At 55.6% G+C, this 26,536-nt stretch carries 19 protein-coding genes; 11 read left to right on the forward strand and 8 right to left on the reverse strand.

What is annotated here, in order from left to right; all coding sequences use genetic code 11:
* Positions 1 to 6 precede the first annotated feature (6 nt).
* The 3 genes from ytfR to yjfF are packed head-to-tail and all read left to right on the forward strand — an operon-like array spanning position 7 to position 3,519.
* Entirely contained in the window at positions 7 to 1,527 is a 1,521-nt protein-coding gene (ytfR, locus tag AC6I8L_RS08755; RefSeq protein WP_058962432.1) for a galactofuranose ABC transporter, ATP-binding protein YtfR, read from the forward strand.
* On the forward strand, positions 1,520 to 2,536 hold the full coding sequence (ytfT, locus tag AC6I8L_RS08760; RefSeq protein ID WP_058962433.1) for a galactofuranose ABC transporter, ATP-binding protein YtfT: 1,017 nt from the start codon (positions 1,520 to 1,522) through the stop codon (positions 2,534 to 2,536). The genes ytfR and ytfT overlap by 8 nt, the downstream gene beginning before the upstream one ends.
* Entirely contained in the window at positions 2,533 to 3,519 is a 987-nt protein-coding gene (gene yjfF / locus AC6I8L_RS08765) for a galactofuranose ABC transporter, permease protein YjfF (protein WP_038647220.1), read from the forward strand. Before ytfT ends, yjfF begins: the two co-directional genes overlap by 4 nt.
* A gap of 1,553 nt (positions 3,520 to 5,072) precedes the next feature.
* Here yjfF and araA read toward each other — a convergent pair.
* Both araA and AC6I8L_RS08775 read right to left on the reverse strand, forming a co-directional pair.
* Positions 5,073 to 6,563, reverse strand: coding sequence for an L-arabinose isomerase (gene araA, locus AC6I8L_RS08770; protein ID WP_058960020.1), 1,491 nt, complete (start codon positions 6,561 to 6,563; stop codon positions 5,073 to 5,075).
* A gap of 11 nt (positions 6,564 to 6,574) precedes the next feature.
* Positions 6,575 to 8,260 (reverse strand): ribulokinase, encoded by a 1,686-nt coding sequence (locus AC6I8L_RS08775; protein ID WP_058960019.1) that lies wholly within the window; start codon positions 8,258 to 8,260, stop codon positions 6,575 to 6,577.
* A gap of 366 nt (positions 8,261 to 8,626) precedes the next feature.
* On the opposite strand from AC6I8L_RS08775, the gene AC6I8L_RS08780 reads away from it, so the two are divergent.
* The 5 genes from AC6I8L_RS08780 (at position 8,627) to AC6I8L_RS08800 (ending at position 14,404) form a co-directional block, all read left to right on the forward strand.
* Positions 8,627 to 9,610 (forward strand): arabinose ABC transporter substrate-binding protein, encoded by a 984-nt coding sequence (locus AC6I8L_RS08780; protein ID WP_034827390.1) that lies wholly within the window; start codon positions 8,627 to 8,629, stop codon positions 9,608 to 9,610.
* A gap of 144 nt (positions 9,611 to 9,754) precedes the next feature.
* Positions 9,755 to 11,275 carry an L-arabinose ABC transporter ATP-binding protein AraG gene (gene araG / locus AC6I8L_RS08785; RefSeq protein WP_058960018.1) on the forward strand — a complete coding sequence of 507 codons (1,521 nt, stop codon included), beginning with the start codon at positions 9,755 to 9,757 and terminating at the stop codon, positions 11,273 to 11,275.
* A 17-nt stretch (positions 11,276 to 11,292) separates the two neighbouring features.
* Positions 11,293 to 12,279, forward strand: a complete 987-nt coding sequence (gene araH, locus AC6I8L_RS08790) for an L-arabinose ABC transporter permease AraH (RefSeq protein WP_058960017.1) — start codon at positions 11,293 to 11,295, stop codon at positions 12,277 to 12,279.
* Between the two features lie 89 nt (positions 12,280 to 12,368).
* Positions 12,369 to 13,286, forward strand: a complete 918-nt coding sequence (araC, locus tag AC6I8L_RS08795; protein WP_058960016.1) for an arabinose operon transcriptional regulator AraC — start codon at positions 12,369 to 12,371, stop codon at positions 13,284 to 13,286.
* A 77-nt stretch (positions 13,287 to 13,363) separates the two neighbouring features.
* The gene (locus AC6I8L_RS08800; RefSeq protein WP_058960015.1) at positions 13,364 to 14,404 is read left to right on the forward strand and encodes an oxidoreductase; all 1,041 of its coding nucleotides are present in this window, start codon (positions 13,364 to 13,366) and stop codon (positions 14,402 to 14,404) included.
* Positions 14,405 to 14,516: 112 nt separating this feature from the next.
* Here the strand turns inward: AC6I8L_RS08800 and add are convergent, their stop codons facing one another.
* The 3 genes from add to malX form a co-directional block, all read right to left on the reverse strand.
* Positions 14,517 to 15,515: an adenosine deaminase gene (gene add / locus AC6I8L_RS08805; RefSeq protein WP_034827380.1), complete on the reverse strand. Its 999-nt coding sequence runs from the start codon at positions 15,513 to 15,515 to the stop codon at positions 14,517 to 14,519.
* Between the two features lie 118 nt (positions 15,516 to 15,633).
* A complete protein-coding gene (locus AC6I8L_RS08810; protein WP_058960014.1) occupies positions 15,634 to 16,812 on the reverse strand; it encodes a MalY/PatB family protein in 1,179 nt (392 codons plus the stop codon).
* Positions 16,809 to 18,398 carry a maltose/glucose-specific PTS transporter subunit IIBC gene (malX, locus tag AC6I8L_RS08815; protein WP_058960013.1) on the reverse strand — a complete coding sequence of 530 codons (1,590 nt, stop codon included), beginning with the start codon at positions 18,396 to 18,398 and terminating at the stop codon, positions 16,809 to 16,811. Before malX ends, AC6I8L_RS08810 begins: the two co-directional genes overlap by 4 nt.
* 179 nt (positions 18,399 to 18,577) lie before the next feature.
* Here malX and malI point away from each other — a divergent pair, with 179 nt between their 5' ends.
* A complete protein-coding gene (malI, locus tag AC6I8L_RS08820) occupies positions 18,578 to 19,603 on the forward strand; it encodes a Mal regulon transcriptional regulator MalI (protein WP_034827374.1) in 1,026 nt (341 codons plus the stop codon).
* A gap of 34 nt (positions 19,604 to 19,637) precedes the next feature.
* Here the strand turns inward: malI and AC6I8L_RS08825 are convergent, their stop codons facing one another.
* Together AC6I8L_RS08825 and manA are read right to left on the reverse strand one after the other, a co-directional pair.
* Positions 19,638 to 21,137, reverse strand: a complete 1,500-nt coding sequence (locus AC6I8L_RS08825; RefSeq protein WP_058960012.1) for a YdgA family protein — start codon at positions 21,135 to 21,137, stop codon at positions 19,638 to 19,640.
* Positions 21,138 to 21,265: 128 nt separating this feature from the next.
* The gene (gene manA, locus AC6I8L_RS08830; RefSeq protein ID WP_058960011.1) at positions 21,266 to 22,441 is read right to left on the reverse strand and encodes a mannose-6-phosphate isomerase; all 1,176 of its coding nucleotides are present in this window, start codon (positions 22,439 to 22,441) and stop codon (positions 21,266 to 21,268) included.
* A gap of 196 nt (positions 22,442 to 22,637) precedes the next feature.
* On the opposite strand from manA, the gene fumC reads away from it, so the two are divergent.
* Entirely contained in the window at positions 22,638 to 24,035 is a 1,398-nt protein-coding gene (fumC, locus tag AC6I8L_RS08835) for a class II fumarate hydratase (RefSeq protein WP_058960010.1), read from the forward strand.
* 82 nt (positions 24,036 to 24,117) lie between these two features.
* Here fumC and tus read toward each other — a convergent pair whose 3' ends face one another.
* Positions 24,118 to 25,044 carry a DNA replication terminus site-binding protein gene (gene tus / locus AC6I8L_RS08840; protein WP_058960009.1) on the reverse strand — a complete coding sequence of 309 codons (927 nt, stop codon included), beginning with the start codon at positions 25,042 to 25,044 and terminating at the stop codon, positions 24,118 to 24,120.
* A gap of 155 nt (positions 25,045 to 25,199) precedes the next feature.
* Between tus and AC6I8L_RS08845 the strand changes: the two genes are divergently transcribed.
* The gene (locus tag AC6I8L_RS08845) at positions 25,200 to 26,399 is read left to right on the forward strand and encodes an MFS transporter (RefSeq protein ID WP_498014418.1); all 1,200 of its coding nucleotides are present in this window, start codon (positions 25,200 to 25,202) and stop codon (positions 26,397 to 26,399) included.
* The last annotated feature ends 137 nt before the right edge of the window (positions 26,400 to 26,536 follow it).

Genomic DNA, 26,536 nt, shown 5'->3' on the forward strand with positions numbered 1-26,536 from the left:
AACCTGATGAGCACCGCAGATGCATCCGCACTCCTGACTCTCAACGGTATCAGCAAAGGTTTCCCCGGCGTGAAAGCGCTGGATAATGTCTCATTCAGCATTCGCAAAGGCGAGATCATGGCGCTGCTGGGCGAAAACGGCGCCGGGAAATCCACGCTGATTAAAGTGCTGACCGGCGTGTACACCCGTGATGCAGGCACCATCACCCTGAATGGCACTGCCATTTCACCGCACAATACCGCCGATGCACAGCAAATGGGCATCGGCACGGTTTATCAGGAGGTGAATCTCCTGCCGAATATGTCGGTGGCAGACAATCTCTACATCGGCCGCGAGCCGCGCCGCTTTGGCATGATCGACCGTAAACGTATGGTGCGCGATGCCGATGCGCTGATGCGCAACTACGGTTTTGCGCTCGACGTGGCGCGTCCCCTGGGCCATTACTCGGTGGCGATGCAGCAGATCATTGCAATTTGCCGCGCCGTGGATCTCTCGGCTCAGGTGTTAATCCTCGACGAACCCACCGCCAGCCTCGATGCCAGTGAAGTCGAAATGCTGTTTACGCTGATGGCGCAACTGAAAGCCAAAGGGATGAGCCTGATTTTTGTCACACACTTTTTAGACCAGGTGTACCGCATTACCGATCGCATCACCGTATTGCGCAACGGCCAGTTTATCGCCACGCGTGATACGGCATCGCTGCCGCAAATCGAATTGATCAAACTGATGCTGGGGCGCGAGTTACTGGAAACTGCCTTGCAGCGTCAGGGCAGCACGCTGAAAAGCAATCAACCGGTGGTGTCATTTAAAGATTACGGCAAGAAGGGCACCATTGAGCCTTTCGACCTGGAGGTGCGTCCGGGAGAAGTGGTGGGCTTAGCGGGATTACTGGGATCGGGGCGCACGGAAACCGCCGAAGTGCTGTTTGGTATCCGTCGAGCGGATCGGGGTACTGCCACCATCAAAGGCAAAGTGCAGCACATCCGGACACCGGCCAAAGCCTCCCATCTGGGCATGGGGTTCTGCCCGGAAGATCGTAAAACCGACGGTATTATCGGCGCTGCATCGGTGCGCGAGAATATTATTCTGGCGCTACAGGCCCAACGCGGCTGGCTGCGACCGATTAAACGGCGTGAGCAGCAGGCCATCGCCGATCGCTTTATTAAAAGCCTGGGAATTCGCACGCCACATGCCGATCAGCCGGTGGAATTACTCTCCGGCGGTAATCAGCAGAAGGTGCTGCTGTCACGCTGGCTGGTGACGAAGCCGCAATTCTTAATTCTCGACGAACCGACGCGCGGCATTGACGTCGGTGCACATGCCGAGATCATTCGTTTGATTGAAACCCTGTGCGCCGATGGACTGGCGTTACTGGTTATCTCCTCTGAACTCGAAGAGCTGGTGGGCTATGCCGACCGCGTGTTGATCATGCGTGATTTGAAGCAGGTGGCTGAAATCCCGCTGGAGCAGCTGTCGGTGGCATCGATCGTCAATGCCATCGCCGATGGAGGAGCACAACATGCTTGAATCCCCTATGACACATCCAAAACCTGAACGGCGTAAGCCGAAGTTACCGCCAGGCATGCCGCAAATCGTCGCGCTGATTCTGGTGCTGTTGGTGGATAGCCTGGTCGCCAACAATTTTTTTGCCGTGCATATTCAGGACGGCCGCCTGTTCGGCAGCCCGATTGATATCCTCAACCGCGCTGCACCCGTCGCCTTACTGGCGGTCGGTATGACGTTGGTGATTGCCACCGGCGGGATTGATTTGTCGGTCGGCGCAGTGATGGCGATTGCGGGGGCGACAGCGGCCACGCTGACGGTTGCGGGACACAGCCTGAGTTTTATTATTCTCGCCACACTCGGCACCGGCCTGGCCTGCGGCTTATGGAACGGCGTGCTGGTGGCGCTGCTGAAGATTCAGCCGTTTGTGGCCACGTTGATTTTGATGGTGGCCGGGCGCGGTATCGCTCAGCTGATTACCCAGGGTCAGATTGTGACCTTTAACAGCGACAGCCTCGGCTGGTTTGGCAGCGGCTCGCTGTGGATGCTGCCGGTTCCGGTGTGGATAACGCTACTGGTGGCACTGTTAGTGTGGCTGCTGACGCGCAAAACCGCGCTGGGCCTGTTTATCGAAGCGGTGGGAATTAACCTGCGTGCTGCACGCAATGCCGGTGTTAACGGATGGTTAGTGGTGATGTCCACCTATGCCATCAGCGGTGTGTGTGCGGCTGTCGCGGGCCTGATTGTGGCCGCAGACATTCGGGGTGCCGATGCCAACAATGCCGGACTATGGCTGGAGTTGGATGCCATTCTCGCTGTGGTGATTGGCGGTGCATCGTTGATGGGCGGGCGTTTTAATCTGGTGTTGTCGCTGGTTGGCGCGCTGATTATTCAGTCGATGAACACCGGTATTTTGCTGTCTGGCTTCCCGCCGGAGCTGAATCAGGTGGTGAAAGCGGTGGTGGTGATGTGTGTGCTGTTGCTGCAATCGCCGCGCTTTATCGCCATGCTGAAAGGGAGACGTCCAAAATGATCAAACGCCATCTGCCATTAATGATTACGCTGCTGGTGTTTGTCGCCGGTTATCTGTTCTGCCTGAGTCAGTTTCCCGGTTTTGCCTCGACTCGTGTGATCTGCAATATCCTGACCGATAACGCGTTTCTCGGCATTATCGCCGTGGGCATGACATTTGTGATTTTGTCAGGCGGTATCGATCTGTCAGTGGGGGCCGTTATCGCCTTTAGCGGTGTATTTTTGGCGAAAATTATCGGTGATTATCACGTCGATCCGATTCTTGCCTTCGCGATTGTGCTGGCGATGGGAGCACTGTTTGGCGCCATGATGGGCTGGCTGATCGATGCGCTGAAGATCCCGGCCTTTATTATTACCCTGGCGGGGATGTTTTTCCTGCGCGGTTGCAGCTATCTGGTGTCGGAGAATTCGATTCCCATCGATCATCCACTCTATTCCACACTGTCGAGCCTGGCGTGGAAGATCCCCGGCGGCGGGCGTCTTAGTTTGCTGGCAGTGATTATGCTGGTGGTGGTGATTGGCGGGATCATCCTCGCGCATCGCACGCGTTTTGGTAATCAGGTGTATGCGATTGGCGGCAATCTGACATCAGCGCAGTTGATGGGCGTTTCGACGCGCGCCACCACCATCAAGATTTATATGCTTTCCACCACCCTGGCGACACTGGCGGGGATTGTGTTCTCGATCTATACCTCAGCCGGCTATGCCCTGGCAGGATTGGGCGTGGAACTGGACGCGATTGCCTCGGTGGTGATTGGCGGCACCTTGCTGTCCGGTGGTGTCGGCACGGTGCTCGGCACGCTGTTTGGGGTGTTGATCCAGGGTCTGATTCAGACATGGATTAACTTCGATGGAACGCTGAGTTCGTGGTGGACAAAGATTGCCATCGGTATTCTGTTGTTCGCGTTTATCGCACTGCAGCGCCTGCTGACCGTGATGTGGGATCGTCAGAAGAATGCACCGGTTAAGCGTTTAACTTCGTAGTCGTGAGTGGGATGTTCAAGAGGTGCGCAAATTGGCGCACCTTTTTTGTATCGGTGCTCAGATTCGGGGGATGTTAGGTGGAGTTGCTGATGGTTCGGTGCGAAGCCCCCTAAAGGCCAGCCCGATCGCAAAGGAACCCCGCATCCATGCAGATCGGCCGCGCCATCCCTGGCGCGAACGCTTTGCTCTTCGGGCTGGCCTTTATGGGGCAATTGAGACTGTCATTGCTGTAGTCAGTGCAAACTTGAAAGTTCTATTCAGTACTGGACTAATAAAACATCGCACCAAGCCTCCGTATAGAGACAACGGTGGTCAGGGCTGTTCTAGCTGTAGTCAGTGTGAACCTGAGCGTTCGATTCAAATTCAGCGCCAAAAAAAACGCAACGAACCTGCATAAAGGAGACAAAGGTGGGCAGTGGAGTAAAGCGTACGCCGCATGGATGCGGCGTCCGAGGCTACAGGGATGTATTCACGCCGACTTTACGTAACGTCCACCTTTGTTGACTGGAGCGCGCGTTTTTAGCCACAGCCCCCATCGTGGCAAGTTAGGTGGAGTTGCTGATGGTTGGGTGCGAAGCCCCCTAAAGGCCAGCCCGATCGCAAAGGAACCCCGCATCCATGCAGATCGGCCGCGCCATCCCTGGCGCGAACGCTTTGCTCTTCGGGCTGGCCTTTATGGGGCAATTGAGGGGGGCATCGCTGTAGTCAGTGCTAATCTGAATGCTCGATTCAAATGCGGCTCCCAAAAAACGCAATAATTCTGCATAAAAGAAACAAAGGTGGGTAGAACTGTCATTGCTGTAGTTAGTGCAAACCTGAAAATTCGATTCAAATTCAGCTCCCAAAAAACCGCAACGAACCTGCATAAAGGAGACAAAGGTGGGCAGTGGAGTAAAGCGTACGCCGCATGGATGCGGCGTCCGAGGCTACAGGGATGTATTCACGCCGACTTTACGTAACGTCCACCTTTGTTGACTGGACCGCACGTTTGTAGTCACAGCGCCCATCTTTGAAAGTTAGGTGGAGTTGCTGATGGTTCGGTGCGAAGCCCCACAAAGGCCAGCCCGATCGCAAAGGAACCCCGCATCCATGCAGATCGGCCGCGCCATCCCTGGCGCGAACGCTTTGCTCTTCGGGCTGGCCTTTATGGGGCAATTGAGGGGGGCATCGCTGTAGTCAGTGCTAATCTGAATGCTCGATTCAAATGCGGCTCCCAAAAAACGCAATAATTCTGCATAAAAGAAACAAAGGTGGGTAGAACTGTCATTGCTGTAGTTAGTGCAAACCTGAAAATTCGATTCAAATTCAGCTCCCAAAAAACCGCAACGAACCTGCATAAAGGAGACAAAGGTGGGCACTGGAGTAAAGCGTACGCCGCATGGATGCGGCGTCCGAGGCTACAGGGATGTATTCACGCCGACTTTACGTAACGCCCACCTTTGTCGACTGAACCGCACGTTTTAAGTTACTAAACCCACTTTTGCCGACATAAACGCAGGTTTTAGCCACAAAAAAGCCGCGACTCAACGCGGCTTCAACAGGTCATAACACGATCAGCGCGCTAACCGGTAATACGCCTCATTCCAGCGCAATGCATCTTTAAACGCCGGCAAACGCGTATTCTCATCGATCACCAGCACCTCAATGCCGTTCAGCTCGCCGTACAGATACATATCATCCAAATCCAGTGCCTGACTAAACACCGTATGGTGCGCCCCACCTGCTAAAATCCATGCCTCGGAAGCGGTAGCCAGTGAGGGCTGGGCACGCCACAAGGCACGCGCGACCGGCAATTTCGGCAGCGGTTTCGGCTGCTCAATCGCATCCACCACATTCACCAGCAAACGGAAACGATCGCCCATATCAATCACACTGGCATTCACCGCGCGACCAGCCGGCGTGGAGAAAATCATGCGCGCCGGATCCGCTTTGCCACCAATGCCAAGGAACTGCACGTCAATTAACGGCTTCGCCTCTTTAGCAATCGAAGGGCACACTTCCAGCATATGTGAACCCAGCACCAAATCATTGCCCGGGGAAAAGTGATAGGTGTAATCCTCCATAAATGAAGTACCGCCCGCACGATTCCCGGCTTGCACCTTCAAAATATGCAGCAGCGCAGCGGTCTTCCAGTCACCTTCACCGGCAAAACCATAACCCTGGCCCATCAAACGTTGAACGGCCAAGCCTGGCAACTGCGTCATGCCGTGCAGAGTCTGGAAATTGGTGGTAAAGGCTTTGCAGCCCTCATCATCGAGGAAACGCTTCAAACCTAATTCAATGCGCGCCGCATCCAGCACGTTCTGACGCTTCTCGCCATTCACGGCGGCAGCCTCGCTGAACAAATACTGGCTCTCGTATTCATCGATCAGCGCATGCACATCGCCATCGCTGACGCTGTTCACCGCCTCGACTAAATCACCCACGCCCCAACCGTTGACCGAATAACCAAACTGAATCTGTGCCGCCACCTTATCGCCTTCGGTCACCGCCACTTCGCGCATATTGTCGCCAAAGCGCGCCACTTTCAGCTGCTGACTGGCCTGCTTCGCTAGTGCCGCATTGATCCAGCGTCCGATGCGTTGCTGGCTGGTCTTATCCTGCCAGTGGCCAGTCACCACGCTGTGCTGCAGGCCCATACGCGCGCCGATAAAGCCAAACTCACGGCCGCCGTGCGCGGTCTGGTTCAGGTTCATAAAGTCCATATCCATACTGTCCCACGGAATTTCTGCGTTGAACTGGGTATGGAATTGCAGCAGCGGCTTATTCAGGATGCTCAGTCCACCAATCCACATCTTGGCCGGTGAGAAGGTGTGTAACCAGGTCATGATGCCGACACAACTATTGTCGTGATTGGCCTCGCGGCACAGCGCCAGCGCTTCATCCGGTGATTTCACCAGCGGCTTCAACACCAGTGGCACCGGCAGCGTGCCCGCCTGATTCAATCCGTCCATCACCTGGCGTGCGTGATGTTCAACCTGGCGCAAGGTTTCCGCTCCGTAGAGATGCTGCGTTCCAATCACAAACCAAACGTTCTGTTCCATTTCTCGCTCCTTTACTTAGCGGATGTGGCGCGGGCGGCATACTGAGGTTCAGCGGCCTGGCACCAGTTTTGATAGCGTTGATAAAGTTGTTGATAGCCCGCCACGCGCAGACTGTTGGGTTGCAAGGTCACAGCGATCGGACTTGCCATCACCTGCTGTGCGGCAGGCACATCGGCATACACATTTGCGGCGACGGCGGCAAAAATGGCAGCACCCAGCGCGCAGCACTCGTCAGAAGCCACGATATCCAGCGGACGGTTCATCACGTCGCAACAGGCTTGCATAATGGCGGGGGACTTCCGTGCGATACCGCCGAGCGTCAGAATGCTCTCCACCGGAATCTGCTGCTTCTCGAAACACTCCATAATGGCGCGGGCACCAAAGGCCGTGGCAGCCACCAGACCACCAAACAACGCAGGCGCGTCGGTGCCAAGATTCAAATCGGTGATTACGCCTTTCAGGCGCTGATTGGCATCCGGTGTTCGACGCCCGTTGAACCAATCGAGAACCACGGGCAGATGATCAAGCTGGGGATCGGCAGCCCAGGCTTCGGTAAGGGAACGGATTAAATCCTGCTGCATCTCGGCGAGTTGCGGCTGCAACTCAGGATGGCGCGTCACGGCCTGCTGCAGCGGCCAGCCCAGCAAGCGGCTAAACCAGGCGTAGATATCACCAAACGCCGATTGACCCGCTTCGCAGCCGATGGCGCCCGGTACCACGCTGCCATCGACCTGGCCGCAAATGCCTTTAATGGCGCGATCGCCGACTTTCTCGCTGTCGGCAATTAAAATGTCGCAGGTTGAGGTGCCAATCACTTTCACCAGCGTATAAGGCTGCGCGCCCGCACCGACCGCACCCATATGACAGTCGAAGGCCCCACCGGACAAAATCACCTGCTCAGACAATCCCAAACGCTGCGCCCATTCGCTGGAAAGCGTGCCCACCGGTACATCAGCAGTGAAGGTGTCGGTAAACAATGGAGAATCCAGCTGCTCAACCAACATCGGATCGAGTGCACGGAAAAAATCTGTGGGCGGTAAACCCTGCCATTCAGGATGCCACAGCGATTTATGCCCGGCGGCGCAGCGTCCGCGCCGCAGCTGCGTCGGGGCAGTGCGACCGCTCAATAGCGCAGGCACCCAATCGCAGAGTTCCACCCAAGACACTGCCGCATCACGCACTGCTGCATCCTGGCGTGACACGTGCAGAATCTTGGCCCAGAACCACTCCGACGAATACACGCCGCCAATATAGCGGGTGTAATCGGTGAAATGACCATTGCGGCACAGCTGATTAATCTCTTCCGCTTCTTCAATCGCGGTGTGATCTTTCCACAACACAAACATAGCGTTGGGGTTGGTGGCGAATTCCGGGCGCAAGGCTAACACGTTGCCGTCACGGTCAATCGGTGCAGGGGTTGAACCCGTTGAATCCACGCCTACCCCCACCACGGCAGCGCGTTGTTCGGGAGTTAACGCTTGCACCACCGCGACCACCGCCTGCTCCAGCGCGTCGATATAGTCTTGTGGATGATGGCGAAAACGGTTGGCGTGCGCGTCACAGAATTCACCCTTCGCCCAGCGTGGATAGTTCACCACCGCCTTTTCCAGCTCTTTACCACTGTGGCAGTCCACGGCGAGGGCACGCACCGAGTCACTGCCAAAATCCAGCCCAATTGTTATGGCGCCAGCACCCATTGGGATTCTCCTGTGTGAGTTATCTGGCTCTATCCTGGAATGCGGGTGCATAAGCGGTTAGTCATCGCTGGCTGAGAATATGCACTTTTCTGTCATCGGAACCGTTCTGTGATCGGCAGCAAAAGTTAATGACTGGTTAATTTCGCTGAATATATGGAGGAATTGGTCATCGTTTTGGGATGTGATACCGCTCTACATTTTTCTTCGCCATTACCGCTACAACTAGCCCAGCGTTTGCATAGCCTTTGTACAACCTTTGAGCTAACGCGCTGATTTTGCGCTGTACCCAAACGTGAAATCCAATTGGTAGCGTTTACACCGATTCGTTATTAATAGCGATAAAACATCATTGTGCCGGAGAGCATCATGCATAAATTCACTAAAGCGCTGGCGGCGGTAGGTCTTGCCGCGGTTATGTCACAATCCGCTATCGCCGAGACCATGAAACTCGGTTTCCTCGTCAAACAACCGGAGGAACCGTGGTTCCAGACCGAATGGAAGTTCGCAGACAAGGCTGGCAAAGATCTCGGCTTTGACGTGATCAAAATTGCCGTACCCGACGGCGAGAAAACCCTGAATGCCATTGATAGCCTGGCGGCAAGCGGGGCCAAAGGCTTCGTGATTTGCACACCGGACCCGAAACTGGGTTCAGCCATCGTGGCGAAAGCGCGTAGCTATGGCCTGAAAGTGATTGCGGTTGATGACCAGTTTGTTACCGCCAAAGGCAAGCCAATGGACACCGTGCCGCTGGTGATGATGGCCGCAACCAAAATCGGTGAGCGCCAGGGCCAGGAACTCTACAAAGAGATGCAGAAACGCGGCTGGGATGCGAAAGAGACCGGTGTCATGGCGATTACCGCCAATGAGCTGGACACTGCGCGTCGTCGCACCGGCGGTTCGATGGACGCGCTGAAAGCGGCCGGATTCCCGGAGAAACAGATCTATCAGGTGCCAACCAAATCCAACGATATTCCGGGGGCATTTGATGCCGGTAACTCGCTGCTGGTGCAGCATCCAGAAGTGAAACACTGGCTGATTGTCGGCATGAATGACAACACCGTGCTGGGTGGCGTGCGCGCGACCGAAGGCCAGGGCTTTAAAGCGCCCGACGTGATTGGCATTGGCATCAACGGTGTGGACGCGGTGAGCGAGCTGTCTAAAGGTGCGCCAACCGGCTTCTACGGTTCGCTGCTGCCAAGCCCGGATGTGCACGGTTATAAGAGCAGCCAGATGCTCTACAACTGGGTGACCAAAGGCGAAGAGCCCGCGAAATTCACCGAAGTCACCGATGTGGTGCTGATTACCCGCGACAACTTCAAAACTGAGTTGGCGAAGAAAGGGCTGATGTAAGTCGCCTGATTGATAAACGCAGCCTCCACCCCTGGTGTTGCAGCAGGTTGGCCATCGCGTTTGCTCCAGTTTCATTAATGGCTGGGGCAAAGCGCGAAGACAACGCGGCAATGGCGCGAAGGATGGAGGCGAAGAGGAGTTTCCATGGAAACTGATCAAGCTTTTCTGTCCTTTCATGGCATCAGTAAAACCTTTCCGGGCGTCAAGGCGCTGCAGGATATCTCATTCCAGTGCCGCGCCGGGGAAGTGCATGCGCTGATGGGCGAAAACGGCGCGGGAAAGTCCACGCTGTTAAAGATTCTCAGCGGCAGTTATCAGCCGACTGAAGGTGAAATTCGCATCAAAGGCGAAACCAAAAGCTTCAACAACACCGTGGATGCGCTGGATGCGGGTGTGGCGATTATATATCAGGAACTGCATCTGGTGCCTGAGATGAGCGTGGCGGAAAACATCTATCTCGGCCAATTACCCCATAAACGCGGGTTGGTGAATCGCAAACTGCTGCGCTACGAAGCGGATTTGCAGCTAAAAAATCTTGGCATGGATATCGATCCTGATATGCCGCTGAAATATCTGTCGCTCGGCCAGTGGCAAATGGTGGAGATTGCCAAAGCGCTGGCGCGCAATGCGCGCATCATCGCTTTTGATGAGCCGACCAGTTCACTTTCGGCGCGTGAAATCGAGCATCTGTTCCGCGTCATCCGACAGCTGCGCGATCAGGGCCGTACCGTGCTGTATGTGTCGCATCGCATGGAGGAAATTTTTGCCCTGAGTGATGCGATCACCGTGTTCAAAGATGGTCGCTACGTGCGCACTTTCACTGATATGCCGAATACGCATCATGACGACCTGGTGCAGGCGATGGTGGGGCGTAACCTCGGCGATATCTACGGTTATGCGCCGCGTGCCTTAGGCAAAGTGCGTTTGCAGCTTGACCAGGTCGAAGCCAAAGGCGTGCGCATGCCGATTTCGCTCACGGTGCGAGCCGGTGAAATCGTCGGCCTGTTTGGGCTGGTGGGGGCGGGGCGCAGCGAATTGATGAAAGGGCTGTTTGGTGCCACCAAACTGCGCGGCGGCAGCGTGTCGCTGGATGGCAAAAAGCTCAACATCCGTCAGCCGATCGATGCGATCCGCGCGGGCATCATGCTGTGCCCGGAGGATCGTAAATCCGAAGGGATTATTCCGGTGCACTCGGTGCGCGACAACATCAATATCAGCGCACGCCGCCATAACCTCACGGCGGGTTGTCTGATTAAACCCGGCTGGGAGGCGAAAAACGCCGATCTCCACATCCGCTCACTGAATATCAAAACGCCAGGGCCGCAGCAGCTGATCATGAACCTTTCAGGGGGCAATCAGCAGAAGGCGATTCTGGGCCGCTGGCTGTCCGAAGAGATGAACGTGATTCTGCTGGATGAGCCGACGCGCGGTATTGATGTCGGTGCCAAACATGAGATTTATAACCTGATTTACCAACTGGCAAATAAAGGGATCGCGGTGCTGTTTGCTTCCAGCGATCTGCCCGAAGTCATGGGGCTGGCTGACCGCATCGTGGTGATGCGCGAAGGTGAAATTGCCGGAGAACTGCCACACGACGCGGCCACGGAGCAGCTGACGCTGAGCCTGGCGATGCCGAAAACCCCTCAAGCGGCCGCCGTGGCCTGATGTAAAGGAGAGCAACAATGGCTTCATCTACCACTTCCAACACGCCACCGGTGCAGCGTAACGGCCTGCAACTGGGGCGTATCTGGGATAACTTCGGCATGCTGGTGGTCTTCGCACTGCTGTTTATCGTTTGCACTATCTTCGTACCCAACTTTGGCACGTTCATCAACATGAAAGGGCTGGGGCTTGCCATGTCGATGTCCGGCATGGTGGCCTGCGGCATGTTGTTCTGCCTCGCGTCAGGCGATTTTGACCTTTCCGTAGCGTCGGTGATTGCCTGCGCCGGCGTAGTGACCGCTGTAGTGATTAACATGACAGAGAGCCTGTGGCTGGGTGTTGCGGCCGGTTTAGTGCTCGGTATGGCCACCGGATTCATTAATGGCTTCGTGATTGCCCGGCTGAAGATCAATGCGCTGATCACCACGCTGGCGACGATGCAGATTGTGCGTGGTCTGGCCTATATCTTCTCTGACGGTAAAGCGGTGGGCATCGAGGATGAACGCTTCTTCACCCTCGGTTATGCCAACTGGCTGGGCTTGCCAGCGCCGATCTGGCTGACCATCGCCACCATGATTGTGTTTGGCTTCGTGCTGAATAAAACCACCTTTGGCCGCAACACGCTGGCGATTGGCGGTAATGAAGAAGCGGCACGTCTGGCTGGAGTGCCGGTGGTGCGTACCCGCATCATCATCTTCATTCTTTCGGGACTGGTTTCGGCGGCGGCGGGCATTATTCTGGCCTCGCGCATGACCAGTGGTCAGCCGATGACTTCACTCGGTTATGAATTGATCGTGATTTCAGCCTGTGTGCTGGGCGGCGTTTCGCTGAAAGGTGGCATCGGTAAGATCTCTTATGTGGTGGCGGGCGTGCTGATTCTGGGTACGGTTGAGAATGCGATGAATTTATTGAATATCTCGCCGTTCTCACAGTATGTGGTGCGCGGTTTGATACTGTTAGCGGCGGTGATTTTTGACCGCTACAAACAGAAAAACAAAGCGGCCTGATTCCAGCCGTGAAAGATGAGGCAGGGCGGCCAAATGGTCGCCCTTCTGGCGCGCGGCACTGCGCATTTACAGGTTACCGTGAGGGCACTATGTACCATCGTGAACCCCCCAGTGAGCAGCAGAACCCACTGCTACCCGGCTATCCGTTTAATGCCTGGCTGGTGGCGGGCTTAACACCGATCAATGCCAACGATCAGCTGGACTTCTTTATCGACAGACCGCTCGGCATGAAGGGTTACATCCTTAATCTGACCATCAAAGGTCAGGGCCGCATTTTTGATGGCGAATCTGCGTTTGACTGCGAACCCGGTGACTTGCTGCTGTTCCAGCCTAAAACCCCGCACTACTATGGCCGTTCACCAGACAGCCCATGCTGGTTCCACCGCTGGGTCTATTTCCGTCCACGGGCTTACTGGACGGACTGGTTGCAGTGGCAGGATGAGAGTCAGGGCGTGGGGCGGTTAAGCTTGCCGGAAGCGCAACGTGCCGAGTTTGATCGTCTGTTTGCCAGCATTGAGCAAACCCACAACTCAGGCCGTCGCTTTGCCGAGGAACTGGCGATGAATCTGCTGGAGCGCTTGCTGTTGCGTGCGGTGGAAGAAGATCCGCGCAGTCATCAGCAAATCCGCGATCCGCGCGTGATTGAAGCCTGCCAATACGTCACTAACCATCTGGCAAGCGAGGTAAAAATCGAGGAAGTGGCGCGCCATGTGTGTCTTTCCCCATCACGACTGGCGCATCTGTTTCGCGAACAGATGGGGATCAATTTGCTGCGCTGGCGCGAAGATCAGCGGGTGATCCGCGCCAAACTGTTACTGCAAACCACTCAGGAGCCCATTGCCTCGGTCGGGCGCGAAGTGGGTTATGACGATCAGCTCTATTTCTCTCGCGTGTTCCGTAAACGGGTTGGTGTCAGTCCCAGTGATTTCCGGCGTCGCAGTCAGGATGCGCACGATGCCCTGGTGGCGCAGGAAAGCTGGCAACCGGCACGGAGTGCGATCTCCTGAGTTTTCAGGTGATTCCGCCTTGTTGTTACCGGCTGATTCGTCTTAAATCAGTCTGGTAACGAACAAGAGGAATGAGAATGAGCGATAAATTACGTGTCGGCCTGATTGGCTACGGTTTTGCCAGCAAAACCTTTCATGCTCCTTTGATCGTCGGTACGCCAGGCGTTGAACTGGCAGCCGTCTCCAGCAGCGATGCCAGCAAGGTGCATGCAGATTGGCCCTCGGTGCAGGTGGTCTCTGATCCACAAGCTCTGCTGGATGACCCGACACTGCAACTGATTGTGATACCCACGCCAAATGATACTCACTTCCCGTTAGCCAAAGCGGCGCTGAATGCCGGTAAACATGTGGTGGTGGATAAACCGTTCACCGTGACACTGTCACAAGCGCGTGAGCTGGATGCACTGGCTAAGGCTAAAGGGCTGCTGCTCTCCGTTTTCCATAATCGTCGTTGGGACAGTGACTTCCTGACGCTGAAAACCTTGCTGGCTGATGGCGCCTTAGGTGATGTGCGTTATCTCGAATCGCATTTTGATCGCTTCCGTCCAGAAGTTCGTCAGCGCTGGCGTGAGATGAAAGGCCCGGGCAGCGGTATCTGGTTTGATCTTGGACCGCATGTGCTGGACCAGGCGCTGCAATTATTTGGTCCGCCGGTGGCGATCAACGTGGATATGGCTGAACTGCGTCCGGGTGCGCAAACCACCGATTATTTCCACGCAGTGCTGACCTATCCTACCCGTCGTGTAGTGTTGCACGCCAGCATGCTGGTGGCGGCAGAATCGGCGCGCTTCGTGGTGCACGGCACGCGGGGCAGTTACGTCAAATACGGCCTGGATCCGCAGGAAGATCGTCTGAAAGTGGGTGAACGTCCACCGCAGGAAGACTGGGGCTACGACATGCGCAACGGTACCCTGACGCTGGCAGAAGGCGATGTGATGGTGGAGAAAGAGCTGCTGACGCTGCCGGGTAACTATCCGGCTTACTATGCAGCAATTCGTGATGCGATTGCGGGCACCGGTGAAAACCCGGTACAGGCTGAAGAGGCGATTCAGGTGATGGAGTTGATCGAACTCGGCTTACAGTCCGCTGAGAAGCGCCAGACGATGTCGCTGAAGTGATAAAACGAAAGCGCACCCTGCGGGAACCGATGCCATCAAAAGCTCAGTTCACCCAGGTGCGGCTTGATTAAAAGGTGCGCAGCGATGCGCACCTTTTTTACTTTAAGGCGCGTTATCCCGCCACGCGCTGACGCAGTGCCGCTTTCTCTGCATCGCTGAGGAAGGCAATCGTCACACCATTTTCCTGCGCCTGGCGCATCTCTTCGGCAGTGAGTCCTGCCTGCGGCGCAGCGTGCTCATACTCATGCGCCAGCTCAATTCCCTGAACCGCCGGATCATCGGTGTTGATGGTGGCGAGAATGCCATGCTGCAGGAAGGCTTTGAGCGGATGAGTGGCCAGCGATGCCACGGTGCTGGTCTGAATGTTCGAAGTCATGCAGGATTCAATGCCAATACGCTGCTCAGCCAGGAAGTCCATCAGCGCACGGTCTTCAATCGCTTTCACACCATGGCCAATACGCTCCGCACCGAGCTCGCGAATCGCCTGCCAGATGCTTTCCGGGCCAGCGGCTTCACCGGCGTGCACGGTAATGCGGAAACCAGCATCACGCGCGCGATTGAAGTGGCTGAGGAACTCACTGCCCGGGAAGCCGAGCTCATCACCAGCCAGATCCACAGCAGTAATCCCATCGCGGTGTGCCAGCAGACCTTCCAGTTCGCGCAGGCAGGCTTCATCACCAAAGGTACGGCTCATAATGCCGATCAGGTTCACATCCACGCCATACTGTTTTACGCCAGCGCGCACGCCATCAATCACGGCTTCCACTACACCGGCAATCGGCAGGTTATGCGTCATCGCCATATAGCCCGGCGAGAAACGCAGTTCTGCATAATGAATCCCTGCGCGAGCGGCATCTTCCACGTTTTCCAGCGCAATGCGGCGGCAGGCATCTAAATCGCCCAACACTTTCACGCCCCAATCCAGCTTCTGCAGGAAGCTCACCAGGTCGGGTTCATTGGCCGTCACTTGCACATGCGGACGCAGATCGTCGAGCGAATTGGCTGGCAGTGCGAGATTAAACTGGCGACCTAAATCAAGAATGGTTTGTGCGCGGATGTTGCCATCAAGGTGGCGGTGGATGTCGGTCAGGGGGAGTTTCAGGTCAATCATGTCGCACTCGCTAAAGTTTCATAAAGTGCAGAGCATTATAAAAACATCTTGCGCAACAGCGCCAGTGATTTGCGCAAGTCATGAAATGGATGCTGAATTAATCAGCATCCGAGCGCATTTAATACGATTTTAAAGCCGCAATCAGGCGATCCAGCCCGTCATCCAGTTTGCTACGTGGACAACCCGCGTTGAGGCGCAGATAACCGCGGCTGGCATCACCGTAAGTCGAACCCGGCATGATCGCCACCTTGTACTGATGAATCAGCTGCTGTTGCAGTGCCTGCTCATCAATACCGAGCGGAGTAAGATCAATCCATGCCAGATAGGTGGCGGCAGGGGGCTGGCAGTTTAGAGCGGGAAACGCGGCATTAAGCCGTTGCGCGATGTGCTGCATATTCGCCTGCAAATAATCGCGCAGTGCATCCAGCCAGGCTGAACCTTCACGATACGCGGCAATGGTCGCCGCGACGGCCATCACCGCCGGTGACGATAGGCCGTCCTGCTGCTTCAGTGCGTGGAACCAGGCCTGGCGATCGGCTTCATGCGGAATGATGCCCCACGCGCCGGTCAGCGCCGGAATGTTGAAACTCTTTGATGCCGATGTAAACAACGCCCAGGGAGATTGCGCCACCTGGCTCCACGGGATGTGCTGTGCGTCGCCCAACACCATATCCATATGGATCTCATCGCTGATCACTTTCACATCATGACGCGTACAGAGCGCGGCCATTTGCTGCAACTCCTCACGCCGCCACACTTTGCCGGTAGGATTGTGCGGGCTGCACAGCAGCATCACTTTGCAATCGGGTCGTGCCAGCAGCGGTTCCAGCTGCGTCATATCACACTGCCAGTCATTACCCTGGCGCTTTAGCGGCAGTTCCAGCACGCGGCGCTGATTACCGTTGATGGTGTTATGAAATGCATCGTAGGCAGGCGTATGAATCAGCACTTCATCGCCGGGTTTGGTCCAGTGGCGCAGCATCTGCGCCACCATGTAGATCACCGACGGGCCGTAAACCAGCGATTGCGCCTCAACCTCTGTGGCAAAACGGCGCTGCATCCAGTGTTGAATCGCCGAGGTAAAGTCCTCATGCTGCCAGCGGCTGTAGCCCAATACGCCATGGTTTAACCGCTGTTGCAGGGCCTCAATGATGCAGGGTGCCGTCGCGAAATCCATATCGGAGATGGTGAAGGGCAATAAGCCCTCCACACCAAAGCGGTCCGCCACGAAATCCCACTGCGTACACCAGCTGCCGTGGCGATCCACGGCCTGGTCGAAATCAAACCTCTGCATCATGACACCGTCGCGCTCATCAGGTGCGCCATTTCATCTTTCACCGACTGCACCTGTGGACCGATCACCACTTGCAGGCTGGTTTGGTTGAGATGCACCACACCAATTGCACCGTTGGCTTTTAACGCGGCATCGTCCACCTTACTCATGTCAGCAATGGTGAGGCGCAGACGCGTCAGGCAGTTATCCAGCGAGGTGATGTTGTCCACGCCGCCCAACGCCGTCAGAATCGCCGGGGTGTTGTAACCTGATTTCCCCACGCCCGCGCGGCTGACCTGCTGTTCCACGCTGCTGGCTTCTGCTTCACGACCCGGAGTCTTGATGTTGAAGCGGGTGATAGCAAACCTGAAGATCGCGTAGTAACCCACGAACCACACCGCCGCAATCACCGGCACCCAATACCATTTGGTGGAGAGGCCGTGCAGCACGCCGAACACGAAGAAGTCGATAACGTTGCCGTCGGTGTTACCGATGGTCACGCCGAGAATCGCCATCACAGTGAAGCCCAGGCCCGTCAACAGGGCGTGGATCAAATACAGTACCGGTGCGACGAACAGGAACAGGAATTCGATCGGTTCGGTAGTCCCGCCGACCACGCAAGCCACCACACCCGAAATCAGCAGCCCTTTAATTTTGTGACGATTTTCAGGACGTGCGCAGTGATAAATCGCCAGTGCGGCACCCGGCAAGCCACCGAGGAAGGCTGGCATTTTGCCTTGCGACAGGAAACGCGTGGCGCTTTCCGCAAAGCCGTGGGTATCCGGGCAAGCCAGCTGCGCCTGGAAGATGGTGAGGGCACCGCTGACGCTCTTTCCACAGACGTCGAGCGTGCCGCCCGCATCGGTGAAGCGAATAATTGCCACCAGAATATGTTGCAGACCAAACGGCAGCAGCAGACGTTCGCCGGTGCCGAAGATCATCGGGCCGAATTGACCCGCACTGTTGATCATCCAGCCGAGGCCGGTGATGGCGCGCGCAAAGAATGGCCAAATCAGAGGCACCACTAAGCCGAGTAAGCCCATCACCACGGTGGTGACAATCGGCACAAAGCGCGTACCGCCGAAGAAGGCCAGCGCATCCGGCAGACGGATATTGTGGAAGCGTTCATGCAGCCAGAACACCACCACACCAACAATCACCGCGCCGAGAATACCGGTGTCGATCGACTGAATGCCAAGGATGTTTTGTACGTTGTTGGCTTTCAGCACCGCCGCATCGGTGGTCGGCAAGATGCCATTGATATTGAGCCAGAAGTTCACGCTCAGGTTCAGCACTGCGTAGCCGACAAAACCGGCAAAGGCAGCGACGCCTTTGTTCTCCCGCGCCATGCCCAGAGGAATCGCAATCGCGAACATCACCGGCAGATAACTGAAGGCAAATGAACCCAGCTTCGCCATCCAGATAAACAGGTATTGCAGGAACGGCTGATCGAGCATCGGAATCAGCGTCAGCACATCGTGGCTGCTCAGTGAACTACCGATCCCGAGCAAAATGCCGCAGAACGACAGCAGGGCAACGGGCAACATAAAGGTTTTACCCAGACTCTGGAAAAATTCCCAAAGTGACATTTTGGGTCGGCTGGCGGACATAGTCTCTCCTGGTTAAAAAGCGGCAAATTTTCAAAATGGTAAAGAATGATAAAACGTTTTACCAAGCAGTTTTGTGGCTATAGTCACAAAGCGTGACTAATCCCAGGCTTTATTTTTGCGTGAATCAGTGTAACGTTTTACCTCTTTGTTTCTTCATCAGTTGTTGGAAACGGAACCGGATGTCTCAGCCTAAAACTACTATTCACGATGTCGCGCAGGCGGCTGGCGTATCGGTATCGACAGTCTCTCTGGTGCTGTCCGGTAAAGGACGTATCTCTTCCGCCACGGCCGAGCGGGTTAATCAGGCGATTGAACAGTTGGGTTACGTACGTAACCGTTCAGCTTCCATCCTGCGTGGCGGTGAGAGTGGTGTCATAGGTTTGATTGTGCGCGATCTCAGCCAGCCGTTTTATGCGGCGATGACGGCGGGGCTGAGTGAAGTGCTGGAGCAGCAGGGAAAAGTGCTGGTGCTGACGCAAAGCGGACAACACGGGCAGCATCTGCAACGCTGCTTCGATTCCCTGGCCGCTCAGGGCGCGGATGGCATTGTGTTGGGTGGTGCCGTTGCGCAGGCGGAAACGCTGGTCGCGCAGGCGCATGAACAACAGATTGCGCTCATTTGCGCCGCGCGGGCCAGTAGCCTCGACAAGGTCGATTCCTTGCGTCCGGATAACAGCCAGGCGGCGCGCATCGCCACCGAATATCTGATCCGTCAGGGGCATCAGCGTATCGCGTGGGTCGGCGGATTGGGTTCTTCTCTAACGCGCGCGGAACGTATTGGCGGCTATTGTGCGACCCTGTTGCAATACGGTTTACCGTTTCGTCCAGACTGGATCATTGAGTGTGACGACCGGCAGCAGAGCGTATCGGCATTGACGCAAGACCTGCTGCACCACCATCCGCGCATCACCGCTATCATTGCCCATAACGCCAGTACCACGCTCGGCTGCTATTTTGGTGCGATCCACAGCGGACGCTCGCTGGGCGAAGATGCGGTGGACAGCTACTTCACGCAAAAGCTGGCGCTGGTCGGCTTTAATGACGATCCGCTACGCGAGTCGTATGACTCCTCGCTAACGTTTGTCAGTAGTGAAGCGCGTGATGTGGGAAGGCGAGCGGGGGAAAGGATGCTGCAACGACTGGCGAAACCGGATGCGGAAGTGCAAACGCTGATTGTGCCGCCGCAGTTGGTGCGGGGCGTTTAGCGGCGCGATAGCTCGCGCCGCGGGTATATCGCTGTTACTCAGGCATCCCTTCGCTGGTCTGCGCGCCCAGCATATAGCGTGACAGGAACTGCTCCAGTGACATCTTGTCGCCGTTCATAGTCACCTGACCGTTGCCGTATTGCAGGCTGGTGGTGATGTTATCATCCTGCTGCTGCGTCAGACGGAACATCTGCCCCATTGCCGCCAGACCTTTCACCTGCTGATCCGCCAGCTTCTGCGCATCGTCGCTCTGATAACCTTCAGCCAGCCCCACATGACGCATCGCTTCGGTAGCCATTGGCATGTTGATGTTCAGCTTGCCATCGAGCGTTTTCAGCACGCGATCCACTGCTGCGCCCAACGTCTGCGCTTCACCGGTGACGGTAGCGGGATCGTTAAAGCCGATGCTGAGGTTAAAGGTACTTTCCCCTTTATCGTTTTTCCAGCTCAGCGGCGCGATGCTGACGGTCGGTGAACCCTTCAGCAGCGTCGGCAGGTTATTCTTCAGGATGGTCTGCACGCTAGCCTGATAGCGGACGGGATCCTCGACTAAACCTGGCTGGTTCAGCAGTGCCTGCATCTGCGCGTTGTAGCTGTCCGAGAAGGTTTTCACCGCTTGCGCATCAAACTGTGCAAACTTCATCGCCAGCTTAGCTTCGCCGAACGGTTGCTTCTGCAGGCTGATGTTGCCGACGTTCATATTCAGATCGCCGCCGATTTTGCCATCTTTATTATCGAAGGAGGATTGGGTGTCCAGCTTCTGCAATGACAAACCTTCCTGACCGTTAATGCTGGCGTCGAGTTTATCCAGACTGATGGACTGATCGCCCACGCGCACACCTTCCGGGCTGAGATGGGTATCACCCTTCAGCTTCAGGCCGTTAAGGGTAAACAGCACCGGCTGCTCAACCTGGTTTTTGCTGGTAACAGCGATGCTGGAGAAATCGCCATTCAGGCTGACTTTATCGCCTTTGCTGTCCGCGCTGATTTCCAGGGTGCCGCCGTTGGTGGCGAGACGATCGCCGGTCTGCGCGTTGTTATAATCCACCGCCAGCAGATCCAGTGCCGTGTCAGTGGCACCGCTGTACCCGACGCGAGTATCAGCGGTCACCAGTGATTTACCGTTGGTGAGTTCAAACAGTTTCTTTACCGCATCGGTGTTTTCCAGCTCGGTATGCACCGAAGCCATGCTCGGAATCAGACTGCCGCGCTTCAACTGCGCAAAGGGAAAGGGACCATGGTCGATGGTTTCGTTCAGCACGATGCTTTGACCCGGTTTCAGCAGCGGGTTGTCTTCCGTCTGTGAACTGGCCTGAATCACCAGTTTGGTTTTGCTGCTGAAGATGCCGCGCTGGTAATCCTGATAGCTGAGCGTCAGGCGAGCGTTTGGCGCATAGGCATTAAGCTGAGTGTTGGCGTTCTGCAACATCTGATCCATATGGCTTTCCAGCTGCTTGCCGGTAAACCAGGCCGCGCCTGTCCAGATCACGCCGATCGCTACAATGACACCTACGGCAACCTTGGTCTTTTTCATCGCTGAGTCGTCCTTATCCTTGGGTCCGCACGCCGCTGCTTGGGGGCGGCGGTGAAGAAAAACGCCCGCAGGCGTTTTAAAGTAATAGTTTGAAAGAATAGCAGTTAATGCTGGTATCGTCAGCCGGATCAGCTGAGCGCGTTATAAACCCGCGCCAGGCGTCCTGTACCTGCGGCATTAACCGGGGATTCATTGGCAGCAACGAAGCATGATTCACCGGGCTTCAACAGCAGTTGCTCACCTGACTTCTCAATCACCGCCTGACCTTCGATACAGAACAGCAGCGCCGCACTCTGTTGCGCTAACGGCTGCGGTGTGGCGGAAAGAGCGTGGATGGCAAAGGCAAAATCGTCTACCGGAATTGGGAAGTTCAGCGTGTCGCCCACTTGCTGAGGCTGCGTCAACAGCGTGGCAGCCGGTTTGGCCTCAAACTTCAGGTTCGCCATCAACTCTGGAATATCGATGAATTTCGGTGTCAGACCCGCGCGCAGAACGTTATCGGAATTCGCCATGACTTCGAGTGCCACCCCTTTTAAATAGGCATGCGGCGTCTCGGCAAACAGGAACATGGCTTCGCCAGGCTGCAGGGTGATGACGTTCAGCAACAACGGCGAGAACAAGCCGGTATCGTCCGGATAATCAGCCGCAATGCTTTTGATGGTCTGCCAGGGTTCGCCACTACGCGAGTTAAGTGCAGATTTCAGCACCGCCAACGCCAGTGATTTAGGCTCGTCTTTTAACGACAGCAGGGTGGAGAACAGTTTGGCGAGGCTTGCCTCATCAGGTTTTTCGAGGAAGTGAGCGATCTGCGGATGAGCACCGGCCACCGGCTCAAGCAGTGAGACGATTTCGTGCATCTCGCGGAAGCCGTTCATCGCCTGGAATGGTGTCAGGGCATACACCAGTTCCGGCTTGTGATTCGCGTCTTTATAGTTGCGCTCAGCAGCGCCAATCGGAATACCGGCGGCATTCTCGCGCGCAAATCCCTCTTCGGCTGCGGCTTTGCTTGGGTGAACCTGAATCGATAAGGCCTGATCGGCACACAGCACCTTAAACAAAAACGGCAACTCACCAAAACGCTGTGCGACGGCCGCGCCTAAGGCTGCGGTTTGGTCATCATTGATGACATCGCGCAGGGAACGCGTTTCACCTTTGATCTCAACGGTTGACGGACTCTTCGGATGAGCGCCCATCCACAGCTCCGCCATCGGTAATCCTTGTGGGTTCTCAATGTCGTAAAGTTCGGTCAGCGCAGTTTTGCTGCCCCAAGCGTAATTTTGCAGCGAATTGTTCATTTTTTGCATCGTTTACCCTTAATAACCGTAAGTAAATAGGCTTATTAAAGCAGAAAGTGCCATACAAAATACATCAACAAGTGCAATAAACGCGATGGGCTCGCATAATGTTAATTTCTTGTGTGTGACAATCTTGCTCGCTCAACGGCGTCGCGGGAAGACGACCTGAGCGGAAACCTCAAATCTGAGCTAAGGAGACGTAGTCATGGCAGCGAATCGCATTGAAAAAGATTCAATGGGACCGATCGAAGTACCGGCAGATAAGTTGTGGGGGGCACAAACCCAGCGTTCGCTGGAGCATTTCCGTATCTCAACCGAGAAGATGCCCGTTGCACTGGTGCATGCTTTGGCGTTGACCAAACGCGCTGCAACACAGGTGAACCGCGATCTCGGCCTGCTTCCGGCTGAGCGTGCAGAAGCGATTCTGAAAGCGGCTGACGAAGTGCTGGCTGATAAACACAGTGAAGAGTTTCCGCTGGCCATCTGGCAGACCGGTTCCGGTACCCAGACCAACATGAACATGAACGAAGTGCTGGCCAACCGCGCCAGTGAAATTCTCGGCGGCGAGCGTGGCATGTCGCGTTTGGTGCACCCAAACGACGACGTCAATAAGAGCCAAAGCTCCAACGATGTGTTCCCCACCGCCATGCACGTGGCCGCGGTCATCGCCGTGCGGGAGCAGCTGATTCCGCAGATTCATGTGCTGAAAAAGACCCTGAGCGAGAAGTCTGAAGCCTTTAAAGACATCGTGAAGATTGGTCGTACCCACCTGCAAGATGCCACGCCATTGACGCTGGGCCAGGAAATTTCTGGTTGGGTGGCAATGCTGGAACATAACCTCAAGCACATCGAACACAGCATTCCACACGTGGCCGAACTGGCACTGGGTGGCACCGCCGTAGGCACCGGTTTAAACACCCATCCCGAGTATGCGGTGCGCGTGGCGAAAGCGCTGGCCGATCTGACACAGCAACCGTTTGTGACTGCGCCGAATAAATTTGAAGCGCTGGCAACCTGTGATGCGCTGGTGCATGCACATGGCGCATTGAAAGGTCTGGCGGCTTCACTGATGAAGATCGCTAACGACGTGCGCTGGCTGGCATCGGGTCCGCGTTGTGGTATTGGCGAACTTGCCATTCCAGAGAACGAACCGGGCAGCTCCATCATGCCAGGTAAAGTGAACCCAACCCAGTGCGAAGCATTGACCATGCTGTGCTGCCAGGTGATGGGTAACGATGTTGCGGTGAATATTGGTGGTGCTTCAGGCAACTTTGAGTTGAACGTGTTCCGTCCAATGGTGATCCACAACTTCCTGCAGTCCATTCGCTTGCTGGCCGACGGGATGGACAGCTTCAACCATCACTGTGCGGTGGGCATCGAACCGGTGCGCGAGCGTATCGATCAGTTGCTGAACGAGTCGCTGATGCTGGTGACGGCGCTGAATACCCATATCGGTTATGACAAAGCGGCGGAAATCGCTAAGAAAGCCCATAAAGAAGGGCTGACGCTAAAAGGCTCAGCGTTGAAGCTCGGCTATCTGACTGAAGAACAGTTTGACGAGTGGGTGCGTCCTGAAGAGATGGTTGGCAGCATGAAGCAATAATTATTGCGATAACTGAGGGGTCATGCCGCTCAGTTCAGCGATGATTGGCGATGACAGAGGCGGCCTGAGGGCCGCTTCTTCATTAAAGCTTGTCACTCCACAAGTGCAGCCGTGGGATCACCAGATGCAGCGGCTGCGCTAGCGGCTTATGACGATGCGTGACGTTATCGGCATCATAGTCCAGCAATTCCCCTAGAATCGGTACCTGAGTTTTATCCCGACACAGCACCAGCAGCGGTGAAGGGCAGGCGAGTTGCACCTGCTTCTTATTACTGGCGCGCCAGACGCGGGCAATCGGTTGGACCTTAACCGGACGCTTGATTTTCAGTTTGGCATCGACGGGCAGTGACATAATCATCTCCAGTTCTTGCTGCACCTTCTCGGCCCACTGTTCGCGCGTCCAGGGCGCTTGCGCACGGTTTGCCTTTAGGCTGCGTTCCAGCTGCTCGACCACGGCTTCACGGGTCAGGTTTTTAATGATGTTCTTGTTGGCCCAGCCAAAGCGCAGGCTATCCGGCGCGTGCAGCAGGGTCACACTGCGATAGGCGTTCAGGGTGATTAAACCGCGCAAATGCTGGTGAACAAATTCAAAGCGCGCCTCACTCGGCAGCCCCGACTCCACGGTAATCAGGTGTTCCAGGCGCAGCTTAAGCGCATTGATATCGGCCACCTGCTGACTGATGTGCTCGCTGACGGCTTCATCCGCTTCTATACAGATGGCGCCAGGCAAACGCACCGCAGCCTTGGTGCTGAGTTTTTCCGACTGATGCTGCATAAACAGACGACAGTAGTGAGCCAGCGCCATGTCTCGCGCTTTCTGCCCGAGATGTTGAGTCACGGCGATACGCTCAATTTCATCATTCTCGTGGCCTTTCTCGATTTCGGGCAAGCTGAATGCGCGCGCGATCAGCAACGGCTGCTGTTCGACTTGCTGGCGCAGGCTACTTAAACCGCGTTCCAGTGCGTTGACGCACTCGTGCAAATCAGCCACTAGATCATAGCGAGACATGTTACGCTCCATAGTTACAACATACCATTTACCTTATCGTATTTGGTGCCAATCTTCCACTCTGAAACGTGATTTCGCTAAGCAGGGCACACAAACATTTTTCCAGCAGGATGAACATGTTATAACAATGCTTTGCCTGCTAACGGAAACCTGTCGTGGAGCATCACCCTAAACCTGCGGTTCCTGCCATTGTGACACTGGGAGGCGTTCAAATCCTTTCGTGGGGCGGTTCGTTTTATCTTATGGCCGTGATGGCGAATCCGATTGTTGCAGAAACCGGCTGGTCGCAGCAGTGGGTGTATGGCGCATTATCCTTAGGTATTTTGGTTTCTGGCCTGTTAGCCCCCTTAAGTGGCCGACTGATTGCGGGCAGTTATGGCCGCGTGCTGCTGGCGTCGAGCGGGGCGGTGATGGCGCTGGGCCTGGTGATCATGGGATTAAGCCACCATCTGCTGCTGTTTCTGTTTGCCTGGCTGATTATCGGCATCGGCATGGCGATGGGTTTATATGACGCCCTGTTTGCCACCCTCGGAACGCTTTATGGTGGACAGGCTCGTGGCGCGATTACCGGCATTACCTTAATCTCCGGCTTTTGCACCACGCTGGTGTGGCCGGGGACTGCGTTGCTGATTCACTGGCTTGACTGGCGCGGCGCCTGTTTTGCCATCGCCGCGCTGTTATGGCTCACCGTGCTGCCAGCCTACTGGTATGCACTGCCTGCGCCGATTAAACCCATCGTGAAAACGGCGAAAAAGCAGCATAACGCCAGTGGTGAGTTGGCACCGGCGCTATTCTGGCTGCTATGCAGCATTTTTACCCTTGCTTCAGTGATCATGACCGCTATTTCGGTGCAATTGATTAGTCTATTACAAGCCAGCGGCCACTCATTAACCGCCGCCTTAGCCATCAGCACGATTCTGGGTCCTTGTCAGGTTGGTTCGCGGATTGTGGATATCGCGTTCAAACGGGGACATCCGATCTGGACGACGTTTTTCTCGGTAGGATTGGTGGCCATCGGATTGCTGTTGTTGACCTTATTTCCGCAGTTTGCGCTGGTCAGTATGATGCTATACGGTGCTGGAAACGGTTTGCGGGCGATAGTGCGGGGAACTTTACCGCTGGTCATGGTCAAACCAGAGGCCTACGCCATTGTGGTAGGGCGCATGGCGCGTCCTGCACTGATTGGTCAGGCATTAACGCCGCTGGTAGGGGGATATGTTTTTCAGCAGCTCGGGGCGAATGCCACATTGTGGCTGTTGTGCCTGTTGGCGTTCGTGAATGTGGTGCTGGTGGGCGTGCTAAAGCAGAAATTGCCCGCGCCCAATCCGCAACCGCAAAAGGGAGCCGTAAACTAAGCAGCCTGTGCGCTTCTGCCTGATCAAATGATGAATACGTGCCTTGATCACAGCAGCTCGCTTCTAAAAAGCAACAGTGTTTGTTATATTTATTGCTCATTGATTACTCACTGCCGCGGCAAAAAAACAATAAGATA

Source organism: Type-E symbiont of Plautia stali (genome assembly GCF_059731115.1).

Bases quoted from the DNA above. Each gene is read 5' to 3' on its own strand.
- ytfR (WP_058962432.1), top strand. From the start codon at position 7: ATGAGCACCGCAGATGCATCCGCACTCCTGACTCTCAACGGTATCAGC.
- ytfT (WP_058962433.1), top strand. From the start codon at position 1,520: ATGCTTGAATCCCCTATGACACATCCAAAACCTGAACGGCGTAAGCCG.
- yjfF (WP_038647220.1), top strand. From the start codon at position 2,533: ATGATCAAACGCCATCTGCCATTAATGATTACGCTGCTGGTGTTTGTC.
- araA (WP_058960020.1), bottom strand. From the start codon at position 6,563: ATGGAACAGAACGTTTGGTTTGTGATTGGAACGCAGCATCTCTACGGA.
- AC6I8L_RS08775 (WP_058960019.1), bottom strand. From the start codon at position 8,260: ATGGGTGCTGGCGCCATAACAATTGGGCTGGATTTTGGCAGTGACTCG.
- AC6I8L_RS08780 (WP_034827390.1), top strand. From the start codon at position 8,627: ATGCATAAATTCACTAAAGCGCTGGCGGCGGTAGGTCTTGCCGCGGTT.
- araG (WP_058960018.1), top strand. From the start codon at position 9,755: ATGGAAACTGATCAAGCTTTTCTGTCCTTTCATGGCATCAGTAAAACC.
- araH (WP_058960017.1), top strand. From the start codon at position 11,293: ATGGCTTCATCTACCACTTCCAACACGCCACCGGTGCAGCGTAACGGC.
- araC (WP_058960016.1), top strand. From the start codon at position 12,369: ATGTACCATCGTGAACCCCCCAGTGAGCAGCAGAACCCACTGCTACCC.
- AC6I8L_RS08800 (WP_058960015.1), top strand. From the start codon at position 13,364: ATGAGCGATAAATTACGTGTCGGCCTGATTGGCTACGGTTTTGCCAGC.
- add (WP_034827380.1), bottom strand. From the start codon at position 15,515: ATGATTGACCTGAAACTCCCCCTGACCGACATCCACCGCCACCTTGAT.
- AC6I8L_RS08810 (WP_058960014.1), bottom strand. From the start codon at position 16,812: ATGATGCAGAGGTTTGATTTCGACCAGGCCGTGGATCGCCACGGCAGC.
- malX (WP_058960013.1), bottom strand. From the start codon at position 18,398: ATGTCCGCCAGCCGACCCAAAATGTCACTTTGGGAATTTTTCCAGAGT.
- malI (WP_034827374.1), top strand. From the start codon at position 18,578: ATGTCTCAGCCTAAAACTACTATTCACGATGTCGCGCAGGCGGCTGGC.
- AC6I8L_RS08825 (WP_058960012.1), bottom strand. From the start codon at position 21,137: ATGAAAAAGACCAAGGTTGCCGTAGGTGTCATTGTAGCGATCGGCGTG.
- manA (WP_058960011.1), bottom strand. From the start codon at position 22,441: ATGCAAAAAATGAACAATTCGCTGCAAAATTACGCTTGGGGCAGCAAA.
- fumC (WP_058960010.1), top strand. From the start codon at position 22,638: ATGGCAGCGAATCGCATTGAAAAAGATTCAATGGGACCGATCGAAGTA.
- tus (WP_058960009.1), bottom strand. From the start codon at position 25,044: ATGTCTCGCTATGATCTAGTGGCTGATTTGCACGAGTGCGTCAACGCA.